Raw genomic sequence first — 26,023 nt, 5'->3', positions numbered from 1 at the left:
TGTGTCGAAACTGTGACACAAAAAAGGATGAATGACACAAAAAACGGCAAAATATGACATATCAGATATTGTTAGGCTGGCGTGTACAGTGGCTTTATTAATGATTAGAATGTGCTTATTTTTGTAATACATCAGACTGTTTTTCTGATGTCTGGAGGTTAAGTGAAATTTGAGTTACAAAAGACGGATGGGAATGCCCGCCGTGGCCGCCTGATTTTTGATCGTGGTGTTGTGGAGACGCCTGCATTTATGCCTGTGGGGACTTACGGCACAGTAAAAGGCATGACACCGGAAGAAGTTAAAGAAACGGGTGCTCAGATCCTGTTGGGGAATACTTTCCATTTATGGCTGCGTCCTGGACAGGAAATCATGAAACTGCACGGTGACTTGCATGATTTTATGCAGTGGCACGGCCCTATCCTGACGGATTCTGGCGGTTTTCAGGTCTTCAGCCTTGGTGCGATGCGTAAAATCAAAGAAGAAGGCGTTCATTTCCGTAACCCTATTAATGGGACGCCCGTTTTCCTCAGCCCGGAAAAATCCATGGAAATCCAATATGATTTGGGTTCCGATATCGTCATGATTTTTGATGAATGTACGCCATATCCCGCAGATTGGGATTATGCGAAGCGTTCCATGGAAATGTCATTACGCTGGGCGGCACGCAGTCGTCAGCGTTTTAACGAGTTAGGCAATAAAAATGCCCTGTTTGGTATTATTCAGGGCAGTGTGTACGAAGATTTGCGCGATGTTTCTGTGAAGGGACTGGTCGAAATCGGTTTTGACGGTTACGCGGTGGGTGGTCTGGCCGTGGGAGAACCAAAGGAAGATATGCATCGTATTCTGGAGCATGTTTGTCCGCAGATCCCACAGGATAAGCCACGTTATTTGATGGGCGTCGGTAAACCAGAAGATCTGGTTGAAGGTGTCCGTCGTGGTATCGATATGTTTGACTGTGTCATGCCGACCCGTAATGCTCGCAATGGCCATCTTTTTGTGACAGAGGGGGTGATCAAGATCCGCAATGCCAAACATAAAGAGGATACTTCTTCGCTGGATGAGCATTGTGATTGCTATACTTGTCGCCATTATAGCCGTGCATATCTGCATCATCTTGACCGCTGTAACGAAATTCTTGGTGCAAGGCTGAATACAATCCATAATTTAAGGTATTATCAGCGTTTGATGGCCGGAATTCGTAAAGCCATTGAAGAGAACAAACTGGAACAGTTTGTTGAAGAGTTTTATCAGCGGATCGGCAAACCCGTTCCGCCGTTAAATATATAATTTGGCGTGACTAACCAGCCTCAATATGTGTAGCATATCGGGCTGGTTTTTGATCGAGCCACTGTCGATTTTCGATAACAATATTTTCGGCAACAATGTTTTCGATAACAATGAGGGAAATTTGATGAGTTTTTTTATTTCTGAAGCTGCGGCATCTGCTGGCGCACCAGCGCAATCTCAGGGAAGCCCATATTCTCTGATTATCATGCTGGTTGTTTTCGGTTTGATTTTCTATTTCATGATCCTGCGCCCACAACAAAAACGTACCAAAGAACATAAGAAACTGATGGATTCCATCTCCAAAGGAGATGAAGTGCTGACTTCTGGTGGTTTGGTTGGTCGTGTCACTAAAGTGTCTGAAACAGGTTATGTTGTGATTGCCCTGAATGAGACCACAGAAATAACAGTCAAACGTGACTTCGTCGCCGCCGTTCTGCCGAAAGGTACAATGAAGGCTATTTAATTTTCTGATTTTCCCGAAGGGAACTGCCGTGTTGAACCGTTATCCTTTGTGGAAGTATCTGATGCTGATCGCTGCGATCCTCATCGGTTTGCTTTATGCACTTCCCAACCTATATGGTGAGGATCCGGCTGTACAAATCACTGGCGTGCGAGGCATCGCCGCCAGTGAAAAAACGCTGGACCAAGTCCGTAATGTTTTAGAAAAAGAACAAATCAAGAGTAAGTCCATTGCACTGGAAAATGGGGCAATCCTTGCTCGTTTCAATAATTCTGATGTTCAACTTCGTGCCCGTGAAGCATTGGTTTCCGCATTAGGAGAGCAATATGTTGTGGCATTGAACCTTGCGCCCGCGACACCCCTTTGGCTAAGTAAAGTGGGGGCTGAGCCGATGAAACTAGGGCTTGACCTGCGTGGAGGCGTTCACTTCCTGATGGAAGTGGATATGGAAACCGCACTGAGTAAGCTACAAGAACAGAACATTGATAGCCTGCGTTCTGAATTGCGTGATCAAGGCATCCTTTATTCCTCTGTCCGTAAGCTTGATAACTATGGAGTGGAAGTCCGTTTCCGCGATAATGATGCACGTTCCAAAGCGGAAAGTTATCTCGAACCCCGTCACCGTGATTTAGTCTTCTCCACTGGCGCGAATAGTACGCTGAAAGTCGTTATGAGTGACGATCGCCTGCGTGAAGCTCGTACCTATGCGGTACAGCAAAACATCACTATCATGCGTAACCGTGTTAACCAATTGGGTGTAGCAGAGCCGCTGGTTCAACGTCAGGGTGCAGACCGTATTGTCGTTGAGCTGCCTGGCATTCAGGATACTGCCCGTGCCAAAGAAATCCTCGGTGCAACGGCAACGCTGGAGTTCCGTCTGGTAAATAGCAATGTTGATCAGAGTGCCGCAGTATCTGGTCGGATTCCGGGTGATTCAGAACTGAAGTATTCCCGTGATGGCAATCCAGTCGTATTGTACAAGCGCGTGATCCTGACCGGTGACCATATTACGGATTCCACTTCCAGTACTGATGAATACGGTAATCCGCAGGTGAATATTTCGCTAGACAGTGCTGGCGGCAGTGCGATGTCTAACTTCACCAAAGACAACTTGCAAAAGCCTATGGCTACGCTGTTTGTAGAATATAAGGACAGTGGCAAGAAGGATGCCAAGGGCCGTGCATTATTGGTCAAGCAAGAAGAAGTGATTAACATCGCCACCATTCAGTCTCGTTTGGGCAATAGTTTCCGTATTACCGGAATTGGTAACCCGAATGAAGCCCGTCAGTTGGCGCTGCTGTTGCGTGCAGGTGCTTTGATCGCACCCATCCAGATTGTTGAAGAACGGACTATTGGGCCAACCCTTGGCTTACAGAATATCGAGCAGGGGCTTGAAGCCTGTCTGTGGGGCTTAATCTCTTCTATCCTGTTCATGGTGATTTACTACCGCAAGTTCGGGTTGATTGCGAGCAGTGCTCTGCTGGCTAACTTAGTGCTGATCGTCGGTGTTATGTCCTTGTTACCGGGGGCGACGCTGACGATGCCGGGTATTGCGGGTATCGTATTGACCCTCGCCGTGGCAGTGGATGCGAACGTTTTGATTAACGAGCGTATCAAAGAAGAGCTGCGTAACGGGCGTACGGTGCAGCAAGCGATTCATGAAGGCTACAAAGGTGCGTTCTCCAGTATCATTGACGCAAACCTGACTACGCTGATTACTGCTGTGATTCTGTATGCAGTGGGAACGGGTTCCATCAAGGGCTTCGCGATCACGACCAGCATTGGTGTGGCGACGTCGATGTTCACTGCCATTGTGGGAACACGCGCCGTCGTGAACCTGCTGTACGGCGGTAAGCGTATCAATAAGCTGTCAATTTAAGGAGCACGTTGTGGCACAGGATTACACTGTTGAACAATTAAACTATGGGCGTAAAGTCATCGACTTTATGCGCTGGGACAACGTTGCCTTTGGGATTTCGTTACTGTTGTTGGTCGCTTCCATCATTACGATGGGTGTCCGTGGGTTTAACTGGGGGCTAGATTTTACCGGTGGTACGGTAATCGAGATTAATCTGAGTAAACCCGCCGATCTGGATAAGATGCGCGAAAGCCTCACGAAAAACGGTTTTGCCGATCCGCTACTGCAAAACTTTGGCAGTAGCCGTGATGTGATGGTGCGTATGCCGCCTGTGACGGGCAATGCAGGGCAGGAACTGGGTAATAAAATTATCTCGGTTATCAACGCGAATATCGACAAAGATGCCGTCGTCAAGCGTGTTGAGTTTGTCGGGCCGAGTGTGGGAGGCGAGCTGGCGCAGACGGGAGCAATGGCTCTGCTGGCTGCGTTAATCAGTATCCTGATTTATGTCGGTTTCCGCTTTGAATGGCGTCTGGCATTGGGAGCTGTTATCGCACTGGCGCATGACGTGATCATTACACTGGGTGTATTGTCGTTATTCCACATTGAAGTTGACCTGACCATCGTGGCATCGTTGATGTCCGTTATTGGTTATTCATTGAACGACAGTATTGTGGTATCGGACCGTATCCGTGAAAACTTCCGTAAGATACGCCGTGGCACATCGTATGAAATCATGAACGTTTCCCTGACTCAGACTTTGAGCCGTACGATCATGACTTCAGCGACAACGCTGCTCGTTGTTCTGATGCTTTACATCTTTGGTGGTGAAATGCTGAAAGGTTTCTCACTGGCGATGTTAATCGGGGTTTCCATCGGTACAATATCTTCTATCTATGTTGCTTCTGCACTGGCCTTGAAACTGGGAATGAAGCGTGAGCATATGATTCAGCAGAAAGTTGAGAAAGAAGGGGCGGATCAGCCTTCCATTCTTCCTTAATAGCCTGACACGATCTAGTTCTGATATCGTTTAAACACCCTGTGAGTACTTACTTACAGGGTGTTTTTCATTATCACTTCAAGGTAAACTGTCTTCCCGTTCGGTTAACTGTCAGGAAACAATATGCATTGCCCATTTTGCGCAGCCGTTGATACTAAAGTTATTGATTCCCGTCTGGTAGGGGATGGCTCACAAGTGCGCCGTCGTCGTCAGTGTCTCGAATGTCATGAAAGATTCACCACGTTTGAAATCGCAGAACTGGTGATGCCAAGAGTGATTAAAAGTGATGACATTCGGGAGCCTTTCGACGAAGAAAAATTGCGTCGTGGCATGTTGAAGGCACTGGAAAAACGTCCTGTCAGCTCTGATGATGTGGAAACAGCGATTATCCATATTAAGTCACAAGTGAGGGCAACGGGAGAGCGAGAAATTCCATCCAAGATGATCGGGAATTTCGTGATGGATGCGTTGAAAAAACTCGATAAAGTAGCTTATATCCGTTTCGCATCTGTTTACCGCAGCTTTGAAGATGTTCGCGAATTTGGCGAAGAGATTGCCAGACTACAAGATTGAATATACTGGCTTTCGAAAATCTCAGGCTTTCAAAAAATCAGGCTTTCAAAAACTATGACTCTCGATGAAAAATATATGTCCCGTGCGCTGGAACTGGCGAATCAGGGACGTTTTACGACATCCCCAAACCCGAATGTTGGATGTGTCATTGTTCAGGGTGATCACATTGTCGGTGAAGGTTTCCATTTATGTGCCGGTGAACCTCATGCGGAGGTACATGCTCTCCGCATGGCCGGAGACAAGGCAAAAGGGGCAACGGCTTATGTCACCCTTGAGCCGTGCAGTCACCACGGTAAGACGCCTCCCTGTGCCGATGCGTTGATTGCAGCCGGTATCAGTCGTGTTGTGGCCGCTATGCAAGATCCCAATCCGCAGGTTGCAGGGCGTGGCTTGTATAAATTGCAGCAGGCAGGTATTGCTGTTGAGCATGGCGTGTTGATGGCGCAGGCGGAAGCGCTGAACAAGGGATTTCTCAAGCGTATGCGCACGGGATTCCCTTATTTGCAACTGAAAATGGGCGCGTCATTGGATGGACGGACTGCGCTGGCATCGGGTGAAAGCAAGTGGATTACGTCGCCAGAAGCCCGTCAGGATGTGCAGCAGTTGCGGGCGCAATGTAGTGCTATTCTCAGCTCCAGTGCCACGGTACTGGCAGATGATCCTTCATTGACTGTCCGCTGGCATGAATTGGAGGCTGAAATACAGGCGATTTATCCTCAAGAGCAAGTACGTCAGCCAACCCGGATCATTGTTGATAGCCAGAATCGCGTAACACCACAGCATCAAGTTGTACAGCAGGCGGGGCAATGTTGGTTAGCACGTACTCACCCCGATGAGCAGCAGTGGCCTGGCAATGTCGATCATATTGTATTGCCTGCCTACGGCGGGGGTGTTGATCTGGTTCTACTGATGATGCAATTGGGTAAACGTCAGATAAATTCGGTTTGGGCTGAATGTGGACCTGTTTTGGCGGGAGCATTGTTATCGCTGGGGCTAGTGGATGAGTTAATCCTCTATATGGCGCCAAAAGTGCTGGGAAATACTGCCCGTGGGCTGTTTACTCTCCCTGAGTTACAAAAATTATCGGATGCGCCTGAATTCACGCTGTTTGATGTTCGGCAGATTGGGCCTGATGTGCGTCTTCGCCTGCGGCCAGCGTATTGATTCAAGTTTGGACATAAATCAAGACGCAGAGAAAAAGAATGTGATAAGATCCGCGCCCCTGCGGATATGAATAAGGTATAAGGAAGGCTATGAACGTAATCAAAGGTGTTGTTGCAGCTCCAGAAGCCCGCATCGCCATTGCGATCGCCCGCTTTAACAACTTCATTAATGACAGCCTACTGGAAGGGGCCGTGGATGCGTTGGAACGCATCGGTCAGGTTTCTTCAGATAATATCACCGTAGTCTGGGTTCCAGGTGCTTATGAATTACCGTTAACGGTTAAGGCTCTGACTGAGACTCAAAAATATGATGCGGTTATCGCTTTGGGAACCGTTATCCGTGGCGGTACAGCCCATTTTGAATATGTTGCTGGTGAATGCAGCTCTGGACTGTCCAGTGTAGCGATGTCCAGTGATATTCCTGTGGCATTTGGTGTTCTGACAACCGAAAGTATTGAACAGGCGATTGAACGCGCTGGCACTAAAGCGGGCAATAAAGGCGCGGAAGCTGCCTTGACCGCATTAGAAATGATCAATGTAATCAAAGCCATTAAAGGCTGAATTTTTTAGTTTTAATTAAGGGGAATTTTGTGAAACCTGCTGCTCGTCGTCGTGCTCGTGAGTGTGCTGTTCAGGCAATTTATTCATGGCAATTATCCAAAAATGACATTGCTGATATTGAATTTCAGTTTTTGTCAGAGCAGGACGTAACCGGTGTTGATATCACCTATTTCCGTGAATTGCTGACTGGGGTAGCGGTCAATGCTGCAAAATTAGATGCTTTGATGGCTCCTTACCTTTCCCGTCAGCTTGAAGAGTTAGGTCAGGTGGAAAAAGCCATCTTGCGCGTTGCGATGTTTGAACTAAGCTTTCGTGATGATGTCCCCTATAAAGTGGCTATTAATGAAGGTATCGAACTGGCAAAAACGTTTGGTGCTGAAGATAGCCATAAATTCGTGAATGGGGTGTTGGATAAAGCTGGCCCGGCAGCACGCAAGAAAAAGTGATTGCTTGCCAGGAGTTCCCCATTATAACTCGATGATTTTACACATGAGGCCGGGAAACCGGCCTCATGTGCTCATCGTCAGTCACTTTTTGGAATTCTATTATGGCATGTGGTGAATTTGACCTCATTGCACGTTATTTCAATCGCCATGTCATCCGCCGACGTGATGTGAATCTAGGAATTGGTGATGACTGCGCGCTGATGACCGTTGCAGAGAAACAAGAATTAGCGGTGACAACCGATACGCTGGTTGCTGGTGTTCATTTCCTCCCTGACATCTCCCCGGAAGATTTGGCTTATAAGGCGCTGGCTGTCAACATCAGTGATCTGGCTGCAGTTGGGGCAGATCCGGCTTGGGCATCGCTGGCGTTAACGTTATCTGACGTCAATGAGGATTGGTTAAAACGGTTCAGTGATAGTTTGTTTGAACAACTGAACTATTATGGCATGCAGTTGATTGGTGGGGATACGACAAAAGGCCCCATGAGTCTGACGCTGACGGTACATGGCTTGGTGCCGGCTGGCAGGGCGTTACGCCGTGCTGGTGCGAAAAACGGTGACTGGATTTATGTAACCGGAACGTTGGGTGACAGTGCTGCGGGGCTTGCACTGTTGCAGGATCGCTTTACGGTGGAAGATAGCGCCATTCACAACTGGCTGGTCAAACGTCACCTTCGTCCTCAGCCCCGGGTTTTACAAGGGCAGGCACTGCGTAATCTGGCCTCTTCCGCGATTGATTTGTCCGATGGTTTGATTTCTGATCTCAGTCATATTCTGACAACCAGCCAATGTGGTGCGCGTATTAATCTGGATGCGCTGCCTTATTCGGAGGCCGTGCAGAAATATGCCACACCAGAGCAAGCATTAACATGGGCGCTGGGGGGGGGAGAAGATTATGAATTGTGCTTCACCGTACCTGAACTTAACCGTGGTGCACTAAATATGGCCTTGGCACATACTGGTGCCAGTTTCCGCTGTGTCGGGCAAATCAGGCCGGAATCAGAAGGTATCCGCTATTTCAACAACAATGAAGAAATTGAGCTGGATTTGAAAGGCTTCGACCATTTTAAGACCGAAAAAAAACCGATAGAAGACTGTCAGGCATCACAACAGGCACAGAATGATCAGACGGAGGGAACTCATGGATGATGCAAAACGTCGCTTAAGGATGCGTAATCCGTGGCATTTGCTGGCTACGGGTTTCGGTAGTGGCTTATCGCCGATTATGCCGGGTACGATGGGCTCATTGGCGGCAATTCCGTTCTGGTTGTTGTTGGTTCAGTTACCTGAATGGGGCATTTGGTTGGTTATTCTGCTGGGAACGGTGATTGGCTGCGTGATTTGTCAGAAAGCGGCCGATGCCATGCAGGTGGACGATCCGGGTTGTGTGGTCTGGGATGAATTTATCGGTATATGGATCACACTGATGGCGATTCCCGTTCTCAACTGGCAGTGGGTTTTGGTGGCTTTTGTGGTGTTCCGTATCTTCGATATGTGGAAACCGTGGCCGATTCGCTGGTTCGACCGCTATGTAAAAGGTGGAATCGGCATCATGCTGGATGACATTATTGCGGCAATTTTCGCAGTTATTGTTATTTGGTTGCTGAATTTCTACCCATTATTGCCTTTCTGAATTCTCGCTTTTATCGTTGAGATAAATGACCGATTAGCCACTGTACTCAGTGGCTAATTTATTTTTATCGCCTCGCGTCTACCTATCTTTTTTAGTGCGTAGCCCCACCTGTAACAGCAATATCTGATGTATTTTTCCAGGCTGTTTCAATGGCTGTTTTCAACGCCAGTGTCATCAATTCCAGCGTCATACTTGGTTGATTGGCATATTTTGCCGCCTGTTCTGGCAAATAAGGAACGTGAATAAACCCCCCGCGCACAGAGGGGGTATTCTGAGCCAGATAATGTAATAAGCCATACATAACATGATTACACACAAAGGTTCCGGCAGTTTGGGAAACTGACGCCGGAATACCTGCTGTATTTAATGCATTCACCATTGTCTTAATAGGCAGGCGAGAAAAATAGGCGGCAGGGCCATCAACAATAACGGGGGTATCAATCGGCTGATTGCCGGCATTATCAGGAATTCTGGCATCGTTGATATTAATGGCGACACGCTCTACGGTGATATTCGTCCTACCGCCAGCTTGCCCGACAGAAATCACCAGTTCAGGCTGGTACTTATTAATGGCTGCATAAAGGTCTTCTAAAGAAGTATCAAAAATGCAGGGAAGCTGGCAAATTTCAATATTTGCACCAGAAACTTGGCTACCTTGTAATGGTTTGATGGCTTCCCACGATGGATTGATAGCTTCACCACCGAAAGGATCAAACGCAGTGACTAAAATCGTTTTCATAATCGTTCCGCATTGTTGTTTTATAAGAACATCAGAAAATAGAGTAAAAACACATTAGTAATCAGTAAGGTGCATCCGGTGGGGATCTGAGCCTTGATTACGGCATTACGATCAGGTAATTCCAGCAGAGCGGCAGGGATGAGATTGAAATTTGCCGCCATGGGTGTCATCAGCGTACCGCAATAGCCGGAGAACATACCGATGGCGGCCATTACGGCTGGATTACCGCCATGTTGCAAGATCAAAATAGGAATACCAATACCGGCTGTCACAATAGGAAAGGCAGCGAAAGCATTTCCCATGATCATAGTCAGTAGAGCCATGCCGAGCACATAGGCTATCACCGCTATAAATCGATTATCGACAGCCAGATAATTTTCAGTCAGATGGGAAATGACGGTGCCTACACCTGCTGCTGTAAACAGTAATCCGAGGGTTGCCAGAATTTGCGGTAGAATGAACACGGAGCCGATAGAATCTAATAGACGGCGTGTTTCCTGTATCGGTTGCATGATGTTTTCTCTGGTCATGCGCAATGCGATGATTAACCCAGTCAGGCAACCGAGGGTAATGGAAAATAACGTCACCAACGTTGAATGATTGCCTGCACCGAAAACGGTTTGCTGTAGTCCCGGAATATGGTTAAACAGCAGGACACCCACCATCGTGACAACGGGAATGAGCAGGGCAGGCAAAAATAACCGATTGCCGAGGCGCTCTGCACTTTTCTGTTTTTGTTCCGTTGTAGGCTGATGGTAGTTTCCCAAACGTACTCCACCAAATCCCGCCAATAACGCTATGATGATCACCAGTACACCAACACTGATATGGACGATTTTCTGGGCTTGAGCTTCGTCGCTTATCCAGATAGCCATCAATTGGTAGCTCCAGTTTCCTATCAGGAAGATGAAACCATACAGCCCCCAGAACAGGCCTGTGGTCAAACGGCGAGGATTGGCTCGATCGCGCCACGACATCACGGCGACAATGAGCAGAATGAATCCCGCCAGATAGTAGAGATACTGTAACTGAAACATTATTTTGCGTCCTTGCTAGTCAATTTCATGTGATTCAGGGAAGTAATTTCGCGGGCAAGATGGTAATCAAGGCGATATAACCGAACCGAGTGGATCAGGAAAGCACAGATGGCGGTAGGAATGCCCCACAAGGCAATATGCAGAGGTTCAGTCTGGATACCACCAGATTCCAGCATGAAATTGTGCATGAAAATAATGGCACCGAAGGCGACAAAAATATCCTCCCCAAAGAACAGCCCGGTATTATCAGTTGCGGCGGACATGGCGCGAATACGGTGGCGAACATGATCGGGCAAATGACCATATTGGTTCTCTGCCGCCCCTTCAGCCATTGGTGCCAGTAATGGACGTACCATTTGCGGATGGCCGCCTAAGCTGGTCAGCCCTAGCGCGGCAGAAGTTTCTCGTATAAACAGATAAACAATCAGTAAACGTCCAGTTGTGGCAGTTTTGATATGGGTAATCGAGCGTTGGGCGCGTTCTTTTAAGCCATGCCTTTCCAGAAGGCCAATGATGACCAAAGGAAGCAAAATAGTCAGTGATAGATTCAAGGTATTAAGAAATCCGGAGCCGAGTTTTTCCAGAATTTCGGTGATTGGCATATGGGCGGCTAACCCTGTGACTAGCCCTGCAACCGTTACGACCAAAACAGGATTAAAACGAAGGATAAACCCGATCATAATGACGGCAATCCCGATCAGTGGCCAGAAATTGATGGCTTGCTGCATACTTTGTTTCCCCATTAAATAAACGAAATTGGGTTGTTGTATTGTTGTATTGTTGGATTAATTTGCGGTTATTGTTAATGCATTGTTTTTGTATTGTTGAACAATAGATAGATTGCGATTAAGGATTAAGCAAATTAAATTCGAATTGGATTGTAAAAATGGAATGCAGATCACTTCTTGAATGAAAAATAGTTTATTTCCCAAAAATATTTTGTTAACTGCAACTTGAAATTTATAGGGCATAGATGCTTAAGAATGAAAAACTCATATTAATGATGTGTGGGTTATATTTTTGATAAATGCTTATGTGGTATCGTGAATTTTGCTTTTAGCATTATTGGGATGTAATTTTTAACAGTATCTATTTGTCAGAATTGTGTTTTGGTGGATGTAATTATCTTCATCTTATAAAGGTAATTTGCTTTATTATAAATTTAGATGGATTCACATAATAAATGCAACATCGTTATACGCAATTGGGGATTTTACACGTATTTAATAACCTATATATTAGGCTGGCGCCGCCAGATATACTTTCTTCCTTAAATCAGTAGGCGAAAAATGGCAAGCAGGCGGGTTTGTCTATCATCATTGACAAGCTTTCTGGAAAACCAGTACCGAAAAGTAATATAGAATACTTCGGTGCTGGTTTTTAAATTGATAACTGCAATGAGGCTTACGCTTTACTTGTAGTAAAACGCCGCATCCATATTAGGATGATAACTAGCACAGTAAGTGGCAAACCGTGGAATATCAGGATCACGACGGAAGGTGGTAGCCAGACGTAAAAAGGTGCGACCAGCAACATGCCTATACCGAATCCCGTCATTTGCATCAGTGTCAGCAAACTGAAAATCGGCAAGCGTAAACTTTCCGGTTCACTTTGCGCCCGTGAAATCAGGCTGACTTCTGCTATTCCGTCTCCGATACCTGCCCAGACTGCAAACACGAGCAGCCAAAGCTGGCTGGTTTGTTGGAAAGTAAGGATAAACCCGGTTGACATTAACGCAACGCCCAGAAAAAAGAGTTTCTCCATCTTCAATAAATTGCGGTTGCGCAGCAGGTAGCTGGTCAGACGTGCCCCACTGAATTTTCCCAACGCCCATGTCGCCAGCAGTAAGCCCATTGTGGTACTGGCGTTATCTGGCGTAAGTAACTTAGAAATGACAGGAAAGCCCACGTTATGGGCGGCGCTGCCGAGGGTGTCAGCCAAACTGAGGAACAGCATTCCTGCCAGCATCGGAGCACCACGTAAGCCGCGGATTAACTCACGCCATTCGTTACCCCGTTCCCGCGATGTTTTCTGTTCAGGATGGGTGAGGAAACGCAAAGGAATAATCAAGAATGCGGCCAGCAGGTAGGTAATGATATTGACGATAAAGACTATTTCATAACCATTGCTGGCGACTAACAAACCGGATACCAAACTGCCAAGTACTGCGCCCGTGGCGGCGACGGATGTTAGCCAGGAGTTGGTTGATATGCGTTGGGAAGCGTGTACCCAGTAAGGGAGTTGGCTGTTCAGCCCGATGGCAAACATCGAGTTGCCTAAGCCAATGCCGAAAGCGATCATCGGTAAGATCAGTAACTGCTGTGAAGCTGGTATCACCAATAACAGAGATAGCAGAATGACCCGCAATAAATCGAAACAGACCAGTGGCCAGCGTCCGGCAAATCGCCTGAAGAATGGAGTACCTATCAGGCTGGCAATGATCCCGCCTGCAACACGGCAGGCCAGAAAAATACTGACGTGCATGACGCTATCACTAAGCAGGTAAACATAGGTGGATAGCGCAACCATATTCAGGAATGCACCAAAATCAGATACGAATCGTGCACTGACGATCAGCAAGGCATTTAGACCAGACCAACGCAAATTCAAACTATTTTCCTGGCTTGACATTATTAGCTCTCTTGTTGTTCAGGGCGTTGCCGGAAAGTCACCAGCAACAGATCCCGAAATGCCGTGATTGTAGGAGATATTTGTCGAACATTGCTCGCTCGATGATAAAGTTGTCTGTCATTTATTGCGAGTGTTTCTAGAAACTGTTCCATCGCGGTATGTAGCAAAGGAGGTGCTTCATCTGCGGTTGAGTGAACTTCGGAAATAACAGGTGCGATATTATGGCTTTGGATAAAATGCATAAAGATCCAATCCTGCCCGTCCTGATGAATACCTGAAGTCGTTGGGCTTTCTTTTCCCGCAAATGCCTTAACACGAAATTGATGAATATCAATCGAATAGTGGCAACCTTTTATTAATCGATCTCCTAAAATAGCAATATCCATTGAAAGAATATGCTGCATGATCGGATCGTTAATAAATATATCTTCAGCATAACTGAGTTGATTGGTGCCTTTTTTGTATTCAATGTCATAGGTTACTGATGATCGATATTCAGTATCTTGATTGAGCCGGAAGGGGGTTTCTGTGCCGGGGTGATAATGGTAGCGCAGAATACGCCTCTCCCTGTGGGTATAGTCTTTGAAATTCTGATCCAGAACCAGATTATCCCAATGGCCTTTAAACGTTTTAGTTGCTTCTGAATCACAGGGAATCAATTCACTGAAATGTGGAATATGGCAATAATGTTCGTTTATTAAATTTGCTGAGATATTCGTAATGTTCATCGTGTAGCAGCCTCATGAAATCAGATCAGATTCTGGAATAATGATGGGTTTGACATTTTCTAGCATATTGCTGTGCAACGTATGGGCATGGGATGCTCCTTCGACTTTTGCCCAGCACTTAATCAGATAATGCTCTTCAATTTCTGCGTTGATATAGCAGTCATTGGTATAAGACATACATTCGAGTATGCATGGTTGACTTTTGAGATAGTTAAAGTTCTCGATGCCTTTAAAATGACCGTTTGTATCTGGATACATAACAATCATTGAGTAGTGTTGTGTGGCTTGTTCTGCTTGTTTGCAAGCTTGGGTAAGTTGGAAATCAACTTCTTGATCTTGTATGAGGATGGAAAGATAAAGCTGATAAGGGTTCAGACCTGCAAGATCACGGAAAGCCGAGTTGACAAACAGCCCTCCGAGCCGTGGGTTTATTTCAATCACGACAGGGCCTTCGGAAGTCATACGAAATTCAAGGTGAGCAATTGCATTGTTTAAACCAACGGCGTTCAGGCAAGCTATAGCGTAGTTTTTGATTTGTTCCTGTTCTGATGGTGAAAATGACACGGGTGGAGTAATGAGTAGGTTTTCTAGCACGGTGTTGCTTTTCTCTGTCAGGATCAATTTTTCATTGATCAAGACTGGATATATAGTGTGCTGGTTAATGGCGCACTCAATCGTACCTTCTATGCCATCAATATATTCTTCCAACAGTAGGCTTTTTCCTGGAATGCTAACGTATTTTTCACCTTTAGGCGTCACGCATTCTTGTTGGTTGCCCATAAAATCGGTGTAGTTAGAGTGCGCGTAATGGGCTGTAAGTGCTTGGTAATGAGCCAGTAATTCAGCCCAGTTGTTGCATTTTTTGATAAAGACTGAACCTGCCCCGAACGGCGGTTTGGCAATTAACGGATAGCCAATCAAATTGGCTTGTGAACACAGTTCTTCTTCGTTATTACACAGTGCATGGCGTATTGATCGAATACCATGCTGCTGTAATGTCTGACGCATCAGGAATTTGTTGTTACAGGTGGCAATGGCACTGGAAGAAGCGTGCGGTAACTCTATTTCCTGACATATTTCGGCAACAATACAGCCGACTTGCCCACTGGCAGAGGCATGGCCTGCATGGCATAAAATAGCACGCAGGTTGTAGGTATGACGTAAGGTGTGGACTAGATCCCGTAAAGCATCCTGCGTCATTGATTCCACATAAAAAACTTCGTCACTATCAGCGAAAAGTCGCTCTGTATGCTGGCGTCCTTGAAGGGCTGCCGTAAGGCAAAGTAGCCCCATCTCTTTTGCTGCGGCAAAGTGCGGCTCCCGATAGGTATATCGCGTGATTTCAGCATCGTCGATGTCAACAAACAAAATGGCGTTTGGTTTCATTTGGCATCCTTAAAATAAATAAGCTTTATTCATTTTTTATAGAACAGTGAGAAAAGTGGCTAAAGCCTAGTTATCCAGCCATTCACATTGTTCGTTTTGCCAGTTGATAAAGCGGTAATAACGTTTGCCATTGAGGGTTTCAAAATAGGGCATCTCTTGCGGATGAGTGAACAGAGGAACAGTAAATTTGCCTTTCATATGCGGCAGAACGTATTCCGGTAAGGCGATATTTGAAACGCGACGTTTGAGTCTACTCATGATAGCGATGGCATCGTTGATCGAGGCTTTATATTCAGAAGAACCTGGTGAGAAAGGCATAAAGTGGTAGAGGTAGTAGGGTTTTACGCCCATGCGATACAGATCGATAAACAGCTTGTGGAGGGTTTCTTCGTTGTCATTGATACCCCGCAGGAAAGGCATGTTGGAAAAAACAATCGGTACGGCACTCTGGATGCGGCGAACGGCAGTTTGAAATTCTTCGCTGAGTTCAAATGGATGACAGACATGAACACCGAAGGCATTGATGCGGTATTTTTTTAATGTCTCTATCAGAGCATCTGTAATGCGGTAAGGGTTGAAGGTCAAGGCACGGGAATGAATGCGGATCAACAGGTCATCGCGGATTTCCCGGATGGCGGCCAATGATTCATCCAGCCTGTTATCTGTCAGCATTAAGGGATCGCCGCCGCTCAGGATCACTTCTTCTACTGAAGGCGTATTCTTGATGTATTCGAGGGATTGTTGGAAAGAGCTTCGGCCTGCATTGGATTTGCCGGAATCTACTTTCAAGGTTCGCAGAGCTTCAAAGCAGAATTGGCAGTAGGAGTTACAGGCGTTGACCATGCGCAATATGACCCGATTATCATATTTATGCTGGCAGATGGGCGTTTTCATCTCATCATTGAGCTCCCAGTTTTCTGTTTCTCCATCGTAGCCGTTCAGTTCCTCTTCACTCCAGAATGGAACCACTTGTCGCCAGAGTGGGTTTGCCGTGATGTCGTCAGATTGGCTGGTGGCTAAAATTTGACGGAGGTAGTAGGGGGTGATCTGCATTTTTTGCCCCTGTAAATTTTGTTGGATACGTAAGGCTATTTCGTCACTCCATCCACCACAGGCGGAACGTAAAGCGGCCTCATCACGTAAGGCGTTTTTTTGTTGCCAGCGCCAATCAAGCCAATTTTCATTAGGATTAAAAAGGAATTGTTGTGAATGAGGTACGGCATTGGAATTATTCATTAAATTAACCTTAATTTTTATTTTGTGTTTTTATTAATTCATGTCTCTTTGATTAATAACCATTGAAATTGCATGTGTATTGTCACATTGATTTTTATTAAAATTAATATGATGATTTCAAAAATGAGAAGACAGTCGTGAAATGGTTATATTGAAGATTGATATAACTGATTAGTTTTTTGAAAAATTTTGAGCGGGTTTATGTCAGTAGGGCATTCGAAAAGAAAAATTTGAGCAGGAAAAATTTTGAGGTTGAAAAGGAAAGAGCAGAAGAAAAAAGGATGCGTGGCTGCAAAGAACACACATCCTTTTTTGAAGATTATTTAGCCAGATATTTTTCGATAGCGTGTTGAATTCCAGTGGCATCTAACCCTAAATCAGCTCGGATCTCTTCTTGTGTTCCCTGAGGGATAAAGTGATCAGGCAAACCGAGGTTTAATACCGGAACAGGCTGACCTGTTTGCATCAGCAGTTCATTGACGCCGCTGCCTGCTCCACCCATGATGGCGTTTTCTTCCAAAGTGACCAACATATCATGGCTGGCTGCCATTTCCAGCACCAGTTGGTTATCTAGTGGTTTAATAAAGCGCATATCAACAACGGTTGCGTTCAAGGCTTCGGCGGATTGCAATGCGTCTGGCAGTAGCGTTCCGAAGTTCAGGATGGCAATGCGTTCTCCCTGACGACGAACGATGCCTTTGCCGATTGGCAATGCCTCCAGTGGCTGGAGTTCAGCACCTGTTCCGGTTCCACGAGGATAACGAACAGCCGCCGGGCCGCTCTGATAGTGATGGCCGGTATGCAGCATCTGACGGCACTCATTTTCATCACTGGGTGCCATGATCACCATATTTGGGATACAACGCAGGAATGAGAGGTCGAATGCACCTTGATGAGTCTGTCCGTCCGCGCCAACAATACCGCCACGGTCGATGGCAAACAGCACGGGCAGATTCTGGATGGCGACGTCATGGATCACCTGATCATAAGCACGTTGCAGGAAGGTGGAGTAAATTGCCACAATCGGTTTGTAACCACCAATAGCCAGCCCTGCCGCAAAAGTGACAGAGTGTTGTTCGGCAATAGCCACGTCAAAGTATTGTTCAGGGTATTCGCGGGAGAAACGAACCATACCTGAGCCTTCCCGCATGGCAGGGGTGATCGCCATCAGTTTTTTATCATGGGCAGCTTCTTCACACAGCCAGTCACCGAAGATCTTGGAAAATGTCGGGCGGGTATCTGAACTTTTCGGCAAGGAACCTGTAGCCGGATCGAATTTGGGGACAGCATGCCAACCGATGGGATCTTTTTCCGCAGGTGCATAACCACGGCCTTTTTTGGTCATGATATGCAGGAATTGCGGCCCTTTCAGCTCACGCATATTTTTCAGGGTCTGGGTCAGTGCCAATACGTCATGACCATCGACAGGGCCGATGTAGTTAAACCCTAGCTCTTCGAATAGCGTTCCGGGAACGACCATGCCTTTTAGGTGTTCTTCGGTTTTCTTCAGTAACTCTTTGATGGGAGGCAGGTTGGAAAAGACTTTTTTGCCTCCTTCACGTAGGGTTGTATACAATTTACCTGAAAGAAGATGCGCCAGGTGGTTATTCAACGCGCCAACGTTTTCAGAAATGGACATTTCATTGTCATTGAGGATAACCAGCATATCGGGATCGATATCCCCAGCATGGTTCATAGCTTCGAAAGCCATGCCAGCAGTGATAGCTCCATCACCAATGACGCAGACGGTTTTGCGGCCCTTGTCTTCATGTTTTGCCGCAATGGCCATGCCCAATCCAGCGCTAATTGAAGTGGATGAATGGCCGACACACAGGGTGTCATATTCACTTTCATCTCGCCACGGGAAGGGGTGGAGCCCATTTTTCTGACGAATAGTGTTAATGTGATCACGGCGTCCGGTCAATATTTTGTGCGGATAGGCCTGATGACCGACATCCCAAACTAAATTGTCAAACGGTGTTTTATAAACATAATGAAGTGCGACTGTTAATTCGACAGTACCGAGGCCGGAAGCAAAGTGACCGCTGGAGCGACTGACACTGTTTAGCAAAAATTGACGCAGTTCGTCGCATAACTTTGGCAAAGTGTCTTTGGGTAGCAGGCGAAGTTCTTCGGGAGTTTCCGCCAATGCCAATGTTGGATATTTCGCTATATCAATGCTCATGCTATGCCCGTTAAAATGCTATCCCGTTAGAAGTTGAATATTAAGAACCCTGTTGTTATCAGTGTGTAATTTCTGGGTTCGCCTTATGAGGCCATTTTATTGATTATTGGATTGCTGTTATAACCGATGAATAATATAACCAGTGATTAATATAACTAGTAACTAATATGATCGGTGATTGTTATGGCTCACTTTTTTAACTGTTTCTTTCGATGATAAAACCAGCCAGTTTTTTTAAGATCACGGTGTTATAGGATTGTTTTTCCAGTTCCGTGAGTGCGGCGAGCGCTTCTTCATAGAGATCCCTCGCTTTTTTCTTGGCTTGTTCCAAACCCAATAGCGCAGGATAAGTGCTTTTACCAAGTTGCTGATCGTTCCCCTGCCGCTTGCCGATAACGTCTGTATTGCCAATGACATCCAGAATATCATCATGTACCTGAAATGCGAGGCCAATGGCTTGAGCGTATTGATCCAGCAAAGGGAGTACTTCACGGCCACGTTGCCCAGCACTGTAAGCTCCAAGCCTGACGGCTGTACGTATTAATGCGCCTGTTTTATGCCGGTGGATTTGTTCTAGAGCAGCAAGGTCGATCTGTTTTCCCTCTGCTTCTAAATCCAGTGACTGCCCTCCGCACATGCCAGCAAGACCACTCGCTGTTGCCAGTTCAGCAACCATTGCAAGGCGATCGGATAAGGCAACATTTGGCATATCTTGCTTTGCCAGTATCTCAAATGCCAATGACTGTAATGCATCTCCAGCCAGAATTGCCAGACTCTCGCCAAATTTGATATGGCAGGTGGGCTGACCACGGCGTAAATCGTCGTTGTCCATTGCGGGCAAATCATCATGGATCAGTGAATAGGCATGAATGCATTCTAAGGCGAGAGCAGGGGCATCAAGACTCTCTTTGGAAAGGCCAAACATTTCGCCCACGCTGTAAACCAAAAATGGGCGCAACCGCTTGCCGCCTAGTACCGTTCCATGCAGCATTGCTGTCGCTAATGGGCTGCCCAAAAAAGGTAATGAAGAAAATGTTGCCATCAGCTTATCATTGACATGCTGCTGACAAGTGCTTAATTGCTCTTCAAAAGGAGCCTTATATTGTTCAGACATAAATTTACTCAGCGTCAGGCGAAAATTCATCAAGCGGCGATTGTGCATCATGATCCAATAAAATCTGCACTCTTTGCTCCGCCTGCTGGAGGGTTTTTTGTCCCTGCCTTGCAAGTTGAATACCGCGTTCAAACTCATTTAATGCACTTTCTAAGGGGAGTTTCCCTGATTCCAAGCGGGTGACAATTTCCTCCAGCTCTTTCAGGGAAGTCTCAAATGCTGGTGTCTGTCCGATTTCTGATGTTTGATTTGCTTTAGACATAATGATTTAAGGTATGATTATTTAACGAATTACAGTCAAGCAAGTTCGCTACAGAATTGCAGAGTACCCTACTACACTGGAAGAAATAAATCATTCGTTACCGCTGTTTTTTTACAGTCGATATAGTGAGATTGGTGTTATACTCTACGCCCTATCTAACTGAACATTTAAGAACAATCATTGATATTGATTGTGATAGTTCAACATTGAATGACTACTATATCTTACTATGAAGTTTATCATTAAATTATTCCCAGAAATTACGATTAAGAGCCAGACCGTCCGGTTACGTTTTATTAAAATCCTTGCCAGCAATATCCGCAATGTGCTGAAAACATTATCAGAGGAGATTGCTGTTGTCCGCCACTGGGATAATATCGAAGTTCGAGCTAAAAATGATAACCTTGGTGGAGAAATTTGTGATGCATTAACACGTATTCCAGGTATTCACCATATACTGCAAGTAGAAGAACGAGATTTTCGTGACTTGCATCATATTTTTGAACAAACCTACGAAGCTTATGGCCATTTGCTGCATGGAAAAACATTTTGTGTGCGTGTAAAGCGTCGAGGTAAGCATAGCTTTACTTCCAATGAAGTCGAGCGATATGTCGGTGGTGGCCTGAATCAGCACATTGAATCAGCCAAAGTGAAATTAACGCATCCGGATGTAACCGTAAATTTAGAGATCGAACAGGATATACTGATTCTGGTTAAAGCTCGCCATGAAGGGATAGGTGGTTTTCCTATCGGGACACAGGAAGATGTATTGTCGTTGATTTCAGGTGGGTTTGATTCCGGTGTTTCCAGTTACATGCTGATGCGCCGTGGCTGCCGCGTACACTACTGTTTCTTTAACCTTGGCGGTTCAGCTCATGAAATTGGCGTGAAACAGGTTGCCCATTATTTGTGGAATCGGTTTGGCAGTTCCCATAAAGTCCGTTTTGTTGCTGTTGATTTCGAGCCAGTCGTCGCGGAGATCCTCGAAAAAGTGGATGACGGCCAGATGGGCGTTGTACTAAAAAGAATGATGGTCAGGGCATCTTCCAGGATTGCGGAGCGCTACGGTGTACAGGCCATTGTGACCGGAGAGGCTTTGGGGCAGGTATCCAGCCAGACTTTGACTAACTTAAGGCTGATTGATAATGCTTCTGATACGCTGATCCTCCGCCCTCTGATTTCTCACGATAAAGAGCACATCATTAAGTTGGCTCGTGAGATTGGCACGGAAGATTTTGCTCGTACCATGCCTGAATTTTGTGGCGTTATTTCAAAAAGCCCGACTGTGAAAGCGGTGAAAGCCAAAATTGAAGCGGAAGAAGCCAATTTTGATTTTGAGATTCTGGATCGCGTGGTAAGTGAAGCTCAGAATCTGGATATCCGTCAGATTGCAGAGCAGGCGTGTGAGCAGGTTGTTGAAGTGGAAACAGTCACTGAATTTTCCACCAGTGATGTGCTACTGGATATTCGTGCGCCAGATGAACAAGATGATCGCCCATTAAGTGTGGATGGAGTCGAAATTCAGTCATTGCCTTTCTATAAGTTGGGCACTCAGTTTGGTGATCTGCCAAAAGAGAAAAATTACCTGCTTTATTGTGAAAGGGGCGTGATGAGCCGTTTACAAGCCCTTTATCTGCGAGAGCAAGGTTTTGAGAACGTGAAGATTTATCGGCCTTGATCTGAAATCAGGGCAGCAGAACTGCTTACAGGAATAATATTCTGTAAGCAGCCTATGCAAATCCGGTTTTTATTGTTGATGCTGGTAATTATTGATACCAGGTGGCAATACCAGTTGTGCAGCAACTTCTGCCGCCTTCTCTTTCCCCTTCAGCAGTTCAATTAACTTCAGTGCAAAATCAAAAGTGGTAGCAGGCCCTTGACTGGTCAGCAAATTGACCCTTTCATCAAAATAGACCCGACGGTCGATCCATTTTTCCGGCGCGATTTTATCCTGCATGCTGGGATAACCTGTCATATTTCCGATAGGAAAGAGTTGATGATATTCCAGAACGATGGCAGGAGATGCACAGATTGCTGCAATGATTTTGCCTTGGTTGTGTGCTGTTCGAATTTTTTCTACCACTAACGGGCTATCACGGAAACACTCTGCTCCTTTTATTCCTCCTGGTAAGATAATGGCATCAAAATCTTCATCAACAACATTAATCAAAGGTGTATCGGCAACGATTTTGACGCCACGTGAACAGGTTAGTATGAGGGCACCATCTGTTGCGGCACTGGCTACGGTAACATCAATCTCTGCTCGAACCAGTAAATCAATAGTGATAACGGCTTCGGTTTCTTCACTGCCGTGAGCCAGGCAGATGAGGGCTGAGGCGTTCATATTCCTCCTCCTTGCGTTTAATGCATTGATAAATAATAGCGTTTTCTTTGATGGACAGCCCATAAGCACGGGCTCGGCGTAGTAAAAAACCTGTAATGTAATCTATTTCTGTATGCCGTTGTGCCCGTATATCCTGTAGCATGGATGAATAATTTTCAGAAGTCTGTTCAATCACATTCATAACATAATCAACAAGCATCTGTTTGGTCGTATGCAGATTATCGCGTTCCATCACTTGGTGAATTTCGTCGCACAGTAAATCGATTTGCGCAGTATGCTGCAATAGATTGCCATTTTTACAGTCATAAATTACTGTGAGTGGATTGATAATACAGTTGACGGCAAGCTTGAGCCAACTGATGGTGTGGATTTCATTGTGCCATGCTACATCGGGCAGCGCATAGTGTAAGACATCTGCCAGAAAACTGAATTTATCGGCGTTAGCCGTCGCGGAACCAATATGGGTAATACCTTGCGATTTGTGGTAAACAATGCCATTTTCCTGATAGGAGCCGTGAGTGGTCACACCAAGTAAAATGGGGTTGGGCAAAGGTAAAAATTCTTCCTGTGATCCCATTCCATTGTGTAGTAACAGGATCGGACAATGAGGAGAAAGTTTAGGGGCGAGGTTATTGATGGCATCAGAAACTTGCCATGCTTTTAAACAGACGAGCAACAATTCGCTTTCGGCGAGATGCTTTTCGTCATTGGCAGGAAATTGTTGATCAAATACCTTACCATTGAAATTATCGATACGAACCGAGACAAAAGGTTGTGGAACCCTTATCCATGCTTGAGTGTCGTGATTTTGCTGGGATAAGGCCACAAGCCACAGTTTACCTATAGCACCACAGCCAAGAACGGTGATTTTCATATACTTCCTTGAGATGAGAGGCGCTTTTATGGAGAACCTCGAAACAATGCTGATTTCAAACGGCCTTAAATCAAACGATCTCAAATCAAACGACCTCAAAAAGTAGCGTAAATGCCAAAAGATCGCAGAACCTCCCGAGTATAGATCTTTTGCCAATAATGGAAAGCGGTTATCATGCCAACTTATTGATAAGCAGGAGGTGACTGGTAATGCCATCATTTGATATTGTTTCAGAAGTTGATATGCAGGAAGTGCGTAACGCAGTAGAGAACGCACAGAGAGAATTAACCAATCGCTGGGATTTTCGCAACGTCAATGCGAGTTTTGAATTAAACGAGAAGAATGAATCAGTTAAGATTGCGAGTGAATCTGACTTTCAAGTCAACCAATTGGTTGACATCCTCCGTGAAAAATTTGCCAAACGTGGAATCGATGGTTCGGTGCTCAATGTTGCCGAAAATATGGTTCACAGTGGTAAAACCTATAGTGTAGAGGCAACCTTCCTGCAAGGTATCGATACACCATTGGCGAAGAAGATTGTGAAGCTGATCAAAGACAGCAAACTGAAAGTGCAGGCACAGATTCAGGGTGAACAAGTTCGGGTTACGGGCAAAGCGCGCGATGACCTGCAAAGTGTGATGACACTGGTTCGTGGTGCAGAGTTGGGGCAACCTTTCCAGTTTACTAATTTCCGTGACTAACTTTCGGTAATCGACGGATTTGTTTTTTTGGATTGGCCAAAATATTTAAGGGAAGCAGAGTAATTTCAGTAATTACTAATGCCTCCCTTAATAAATTTCCCATCAAATAAACTTGATTATTTTTATTTAAAATGATTTCCGAGTAGATTTTTATTTTTTTATAGAATGCTATTCATAATATAATACTAATAAATGATGAGGTATAAAGTTAAAAATGCGTGAGTTAGGATGATGACCGAAGTTATATAGTTAGACATGTAATTCTAATTTTAAAAAAGGAGAGTTTATGTCAAAGTTAACTCAGTTGGATTCTCTCAGTGAAGAATCTTACCGTTTAGATCATTTTATTCCGGCAACAGAAACAACAAAATTTAGTTATACATCTGGAAGAGTTGCTTTACCCGTTTATAATAAATATAACGTTAAAAACAAGCCTAAGGTTATAGGCTATTATACTGACTGGTCACAATATGATAGCCGCCTGCAAGGTAATCAAACCCCTTCAGCACGGGGACGAGGTATTGATTTACAACACTTGCTTGATAACCCTTTCGCCTATGATAAATTGATTATCGGTTTCTGTGGGATAGTAGGTGATCAAGGTGAGAAGAAAGCGTTAATTTCTCGGGCAGCACCGAAGTTTGGTCGTTACAATAATGGCGAAGTCACATTTACCGATGAATGGGGCGATTGTCAATCTTATGTAAACTGTACTTTCCCTAGGTGGCAAGACGTTCAGATGCCCAGAGATTTTAATCAGGACAAATCTATGGGAGTGCTAGGTGGGTTGGCAAAAATACAGGATGCAGCAAGGGCGCAAGGCCATGAACTGGTAATGTCATTCAGCGTCGGTGGTTGGACCATGAGTAATGGTTTTTACAATATGGTCAGGGACAGCCAATTGAAATCCAAATTTATTTCCAGTTTGATCGATATCTTTAAACGCTTCCCCATGTTCACTGAAGTAGATATTGATTGGGAATATCCTGGAGCGAAAGGAAACGATAACCCGCACAACTCGGAGGATGGTAAATATTATATTGACCTAATCCGCGATTTATCTTCTGCATTTAAGAACGCAGGACGTTCTGATATTAAAATCAGCATCGCTTGCTCTGCCGTACCAGATATTATGGAAAAATCCAAAATACCTGAATTATTAAAGGTTGGATTATATGGCATCAATGTCATGACCTATGATTTCTTTGGTACTCCGTGGGCTGATAAGTTAAGGCACCATACTAATTTGCGCCGTTATCCTGGCAGTGAAAATAGTGTGGAAAAAGCGGTTGAGTATTTACTTAGTGTTGGTGTGCCATCTCAAGCTATCAATATTGGTTATGCCGGATATTCTCGTAATGCTAAAAATACCAATATTACCAGTTATTCGCCATTATCGGGCAGTTATAGTCCTTTAACGGGTACGACTACTGGAACATTTGAATCCGGCTCAACAGAATGGTATGACACGATATATAATTATCTGGATCTAGAATCTCGTAAAGATAAAAATGGTTTTACCCTTTATACAGATGAAGTTGCGGATGCAGACTATCTTTATAATCAAAACAGTAAATTGTTTATATCACTGGATACACCGCGTACAGTGAAAGCCAAAGCAAAATATGCATTGGAAAAAAATCTAGGTGGAGTCTTCACTTGGACAGCGGATCAGGATAGAGGACCATTGGTGAATGCGGCTCGTGAAGGTCTGGGGTGCCCATTGTTGATTAAGAAAATTGACATGGAGCCTTTCTATTATAAAGGCAAAACCAATAAATAAAGTGTTATGTTTAAAGTATGATA

General features: G+C 45.2%; 25 protein-coding genes. 13 read left to right on the top strand and 12 right to left on the bottom strand.

Translation table 11 applies throughout. The features are described from left to right. The first annotated feature begins 162 nt into the window (after positions 1-162). From tgt to pgpA, 10 genes are all read left to right on the top strand, one after another. Positions 163-1,287 (top strand): tRNA guanosine(34) transglycosylase Tgt, encoded by a 1,125-nt coding sequence (tgt, locus tag PSI22_RS05310; protein ID WP_273578869.1) that lies wholly within the window; start codon positions 163-165, stop codon positions 1,285-1,287. 124 nt (positions 1,288-1,411) lie between these two features. Next, positions 1,412-1,750 (top strand): preprotein translocase subunit YajC, encoded by a 339-nt coding sequence (yajC, locus tag PSI22_RS05305; protein ID WP_273578868.1) that lies wholly within the window; start codon positions 1,412-1,414, stop codon positions 1,748-1,750. Between the two features lie 28 nt (positions 1,751-1,778). Beyond that, on the top strand, positions 1,779-3,626 hold the full coding sequence (secD, locus tag PSI22_RS05300) for a protein translocase subunit SecD (RefSeq protein WP_273578867.1): 1,848 nt from the start codon (positions 1,779-1,781) through the stop codon (positions 3,624-3,626). A gap of 10 nt (positions 3,627-3,636) precedes the next feature. Continuing rightward, positions 3,637-4,605: a protein translocase subunit SecF gene (gene secF / locus PSI22_RS05295; protein ID WP_038187448.1), complete on the top strand. Its 969-nt coding sequence runs from the start codon at positions 3,637-3,639 to the stop codon at positions 4,603-4,605. A 123-nt stretch (positions 4,606-4,728) separates the two neighbouring features. Next, positions 4,729-5,178 (top strand): transcriptional regulator NrdR, encoded by a 450-nt coding sequence (gene nrdR, locus PSI22_RS05290; protein WP_012988175.1) that lies wholly within the window; start codon positions 4,729-4,731, stop codon positions 5,176-5,178. Positions 5,179-5,232: 54 nt separating this feature from the next. After that, positions 5,233-6,342, top strand: coding sequence for a bifunctional diaminohydroxyphosphoribosylaminopyrimidine deaminase/5-amino-6-(5-phosphoribosylamino)uracil reductase RibD (gene ribD, locus PSI22_RS05285; protein WP_273578866.1), 1,110 nt, complete (start codon positions 5,233-5,235; stop codon positions 6,340-6,342). Positions 6,343-6,431: 89 nt separating this feature from the next. Next, positions 6,432-6,902, top strand: a complete 471-nt coding sequence (ribH, locus tag PSI22_RS05280; RefSeq protein WP_038187454.1) for a 6,7-dimethyl-8-ribityllumazine synthase — start codon at positions 6,432-6,434, stop codon at positions 6,900-6,902. 29 nt (positions 6,903-6,931) lie between these two features. After that, positions 6,932-7,348 (top strand): transcription antitermination factor NusB, encoded by a 417-nt coding sequence (gene nusB / locus PSI22_RS05275; protein WP_038187458.1) that lies wholly within the window; start codon positions 6,932-6,934, stop codon positions 7,346-7,348. A gap of 101 nt (positions 7,349-7,449) precedes the next feature. Further along, positions 7,450-8,496 carry a thiamine-phosphate kinase gene (thiL, locus tag PSI22_RS05270; RefSeq protein WP_273578865.1) on the top strand — a complete coding sequence of 349 codons (1,047 nt, stop codon included), beginning with the start codon at positions 7,450-7,452 and terminating at the stop codon, positions 8,494-8,496. Next, positions 8,489-8,980 carry a phosphatidylglycerophosphatase A gene (pgpA, locus tag PSI22_RS05265; protein ID WP_273578864.1) on the top strand — a complete coding sequence of 164 codons (492 nt, stop codon included), beginning with the start codon at positions 8,489-8,491 and terminating at the stop codon, positions 8,978-8,980. The genes thiL and pgpA overlap by 8 nt, the downstream gene beginning before the upstream one ends. Before the next feature lie 91 nt (positions 8,981-9,071). On the opposite strand, the gene pcp is transcribed toward pgpA, so the two are convergent. The 10 genes from pcp to xseB form a co-directional block, all read right to left on the bottom strand. Further along, entirely contained in the window at positions 9,072-9,719 is a 648-nt protein-coding gene (gene pcp, locus PSI22_RS05260; protein ID WP_273578863.1) for a pyroglutamyl-peptidase I, read from the bottom strand. A gap of 20 nt (positions 9,720-9,739) precedes the next feature. Further along, positions 9,740-10,759 carry a DUF979 domain-containing protein gene (locus PSI22_RS05255; RefSeq protein WP_273578890.1) on the bottom strand — a complete coding sequence of 340 codons (1,020 nt, stop codon included), beginning with the start codon at positions 10,757-10,759 and terminating at the stop codon, positions 9,740-9,742. Beyond that, complete coding sequence (locus PSI22_RS05250) at positions 10,756-11,484, bottom strand: DUF969 domain-containing protein (RefSeq protein WP_273578862.1); 729 nt, start codon at positions 11,482-11,484, stop codon at positions 10,756-10,758. The genes PSI22_RS05255 and PSI22_RS05250 overlap by 4 nt, the downstream gene beginning before the upstream one ends. Before the next feature lie 676 nt (positions 11,485-12,160). Next, on the bottom strand, positions 12,161-13,387 hold the full coding sequence (locus PSI22_RS05245; protein WP_273578861.1) for an MFS transporter: 1,227 nt from the start codon (positions 13,385-13,387) through the stop codon (positions 12,161-12,163). Between the two features lie 2 nt (positions 13,388-13,389). Further along, complete coding sequence (locus PSI22_RS05240) at positions 13,390-14,115, bottom strand: 2OG-Fe dioxygenase family protein (protein WP_273578860.1); 726 nt, start codon at positions 14,113-14,115, stop codon at positions 13,390-13,392. A 12-nt stretch (positions 14,116-14,127) separates the two neighbouring features. Beyond that, positions 14,128-15,501 carry an ATP-grasp domain-containing protein gene (locus PSI22_RS05235; RefSeq protein ID WP_273578859.1) on the bottom strand — a complete coding sequence of 458 codons (1,374 nt, stop codon included), beginning with the start codon at positions 15,499-15,501 and terminating at the stop codon, positions 14,128-14,130. A 66-nt stretch (positions 15,502-15,567) separates the two neighbouring features. After that, entirely contained in the window at positions 15,568-16,737 is a 1,170-nt protein-coding gene (locus tag PSI22_RS05230; RefSeq protein ID WP_273578858.1) for a KamA family radical SAM protein, read from the bottom strand. Positions 16,738-17,056: 319 nt separating this feature from the next. After that, entirely contained in the window at positions 17,057-18,922 is a 1,866-nt protein-coding gene (gene dxs / locus PSI22_RS05225) for a 1-deoxy-D-xylulose-5-phosphate synthase (protein WP_273578857.1), read from the bottom strand. 196 nt (positions 18,923-19,118) lie between these two features. Continuing rightward, entirely contained in the window at positions 19,119-20,036 is a 918-nt protein-coding gene (gene ispA / locus PSI22_RS05220; RefSeq protein WP_273578856.1) for a (2E,6E)-farnesyl diphosphate synthase, read from the bottom strand. A gap of 4 nt (positions 20,037-20,040) precedes the next feature. Next, positions 20,041-20,298, bottom strand: coding sequence for an exodeoxyribonuclease VII small subunit (gene xseB, locus PSI22_RS05215; protein ID WP_273578855.1), 258 nt, complete (start codon positions 20,296-20,298; stop codon positions 20,041-20,043). 229 nt (positions 20,299-20,527) lie between these two features. Here xseB and thiI point away from each other — a divergent pair, with 229 nt between their 5' ends. Then, complete coding sequence (thiI, locus tag PSI22_RS05210; protein WP_273578854.1) at positions 20,528-21,976, top strand: tRNA uracil 4-sulfurtransferase ThiI; 1,449 nt, start codon at positions 20,528-20,530, stop codon at positions 21,974-21,976. Positions 21,977-22,045: 69 nt separating this feature from the next. Here thiI and yajL read toward each other — a convergent pair whose 3' ends face one another. Both yajL and panE read right to left on the bottom strand, forming a co-directional pair. Then, positions 22,046-22,642 carry a protein deglycase YajL gene (yajL, locus tag PSI22_RS05205; RefSeq protein WP_273578853.1) on the bottom strand — a complete coding sequence of 199 codons (597 nt, stop codon included), beginning with the start codon at positions 22,640-22,642 and terminating at the stop codon, positions 22,046-22,048. Continuing rightward, the gene (panE, locus tag PSI22_RS05200) at positions 22,602-23,516 is read right to left on the bottom strand and encodes a 2-dehydropantoate 2-reductase (protein WP_273578852.1); all 915 of its coding nucleotides are present in this window, start codon (positions 23,514-23,516) and stop codon (positions 22,602-22,604) included. The genes yajL and panE overlap by 41 nt, the downstream gene beginning before the upstream one ends. 209 nt (positions 23,517-23,725) lie before the next feature. On the opposite strand from panE, the gene PSI22_RS05195 reads away from it, so the two are divergent. Beyond that, positions 23,726-24,217 carry a YajQ family cyclic di-GMP-binding protein gene (locus PSI22_RS05195; protein WP_038205477.1) on the top strand — a complete coding sequence of 164 codons (492 nt, stop codon included), beginning with the start codon at positions 23,726-23,728 and terminating at the stop codon, positions 24,215-24,217. 286 nt (positions 24,218-24,503) lie between these two features. Beyond that, positions 24,504-26,000 carry a glycoside hydrolase family 18 protein gene (locus PSI22_RS05190; RefSeq protein WP_273578851.1) on the top strand — a complete coding sequence of 499 codons (1,497 nt, stop codon included), beginning with the start codon at positions 24,504-24,506 and terminating at the stop codon, positions 25,998-26,000. Positions 26,001-26,023 lie beyond the last annotated feature (23 nt).

The organism is Xenorhabdus aichiensis (genome assembly GCF_028598775.1).
Taxonomy (GTDB): domain Bacteria; phylum Pseudomonadota; class Gammaproteobacteria; order Enterobacterales; family Enterobacteriaceae; genus Xenorhabdus; species Xenorhabdus bovienii.
The sequence above is the reverse complement of the archived record's forward strand: the minus strand, read 5'-3'. Positions and strand labels throughout refer to the sequence as shown.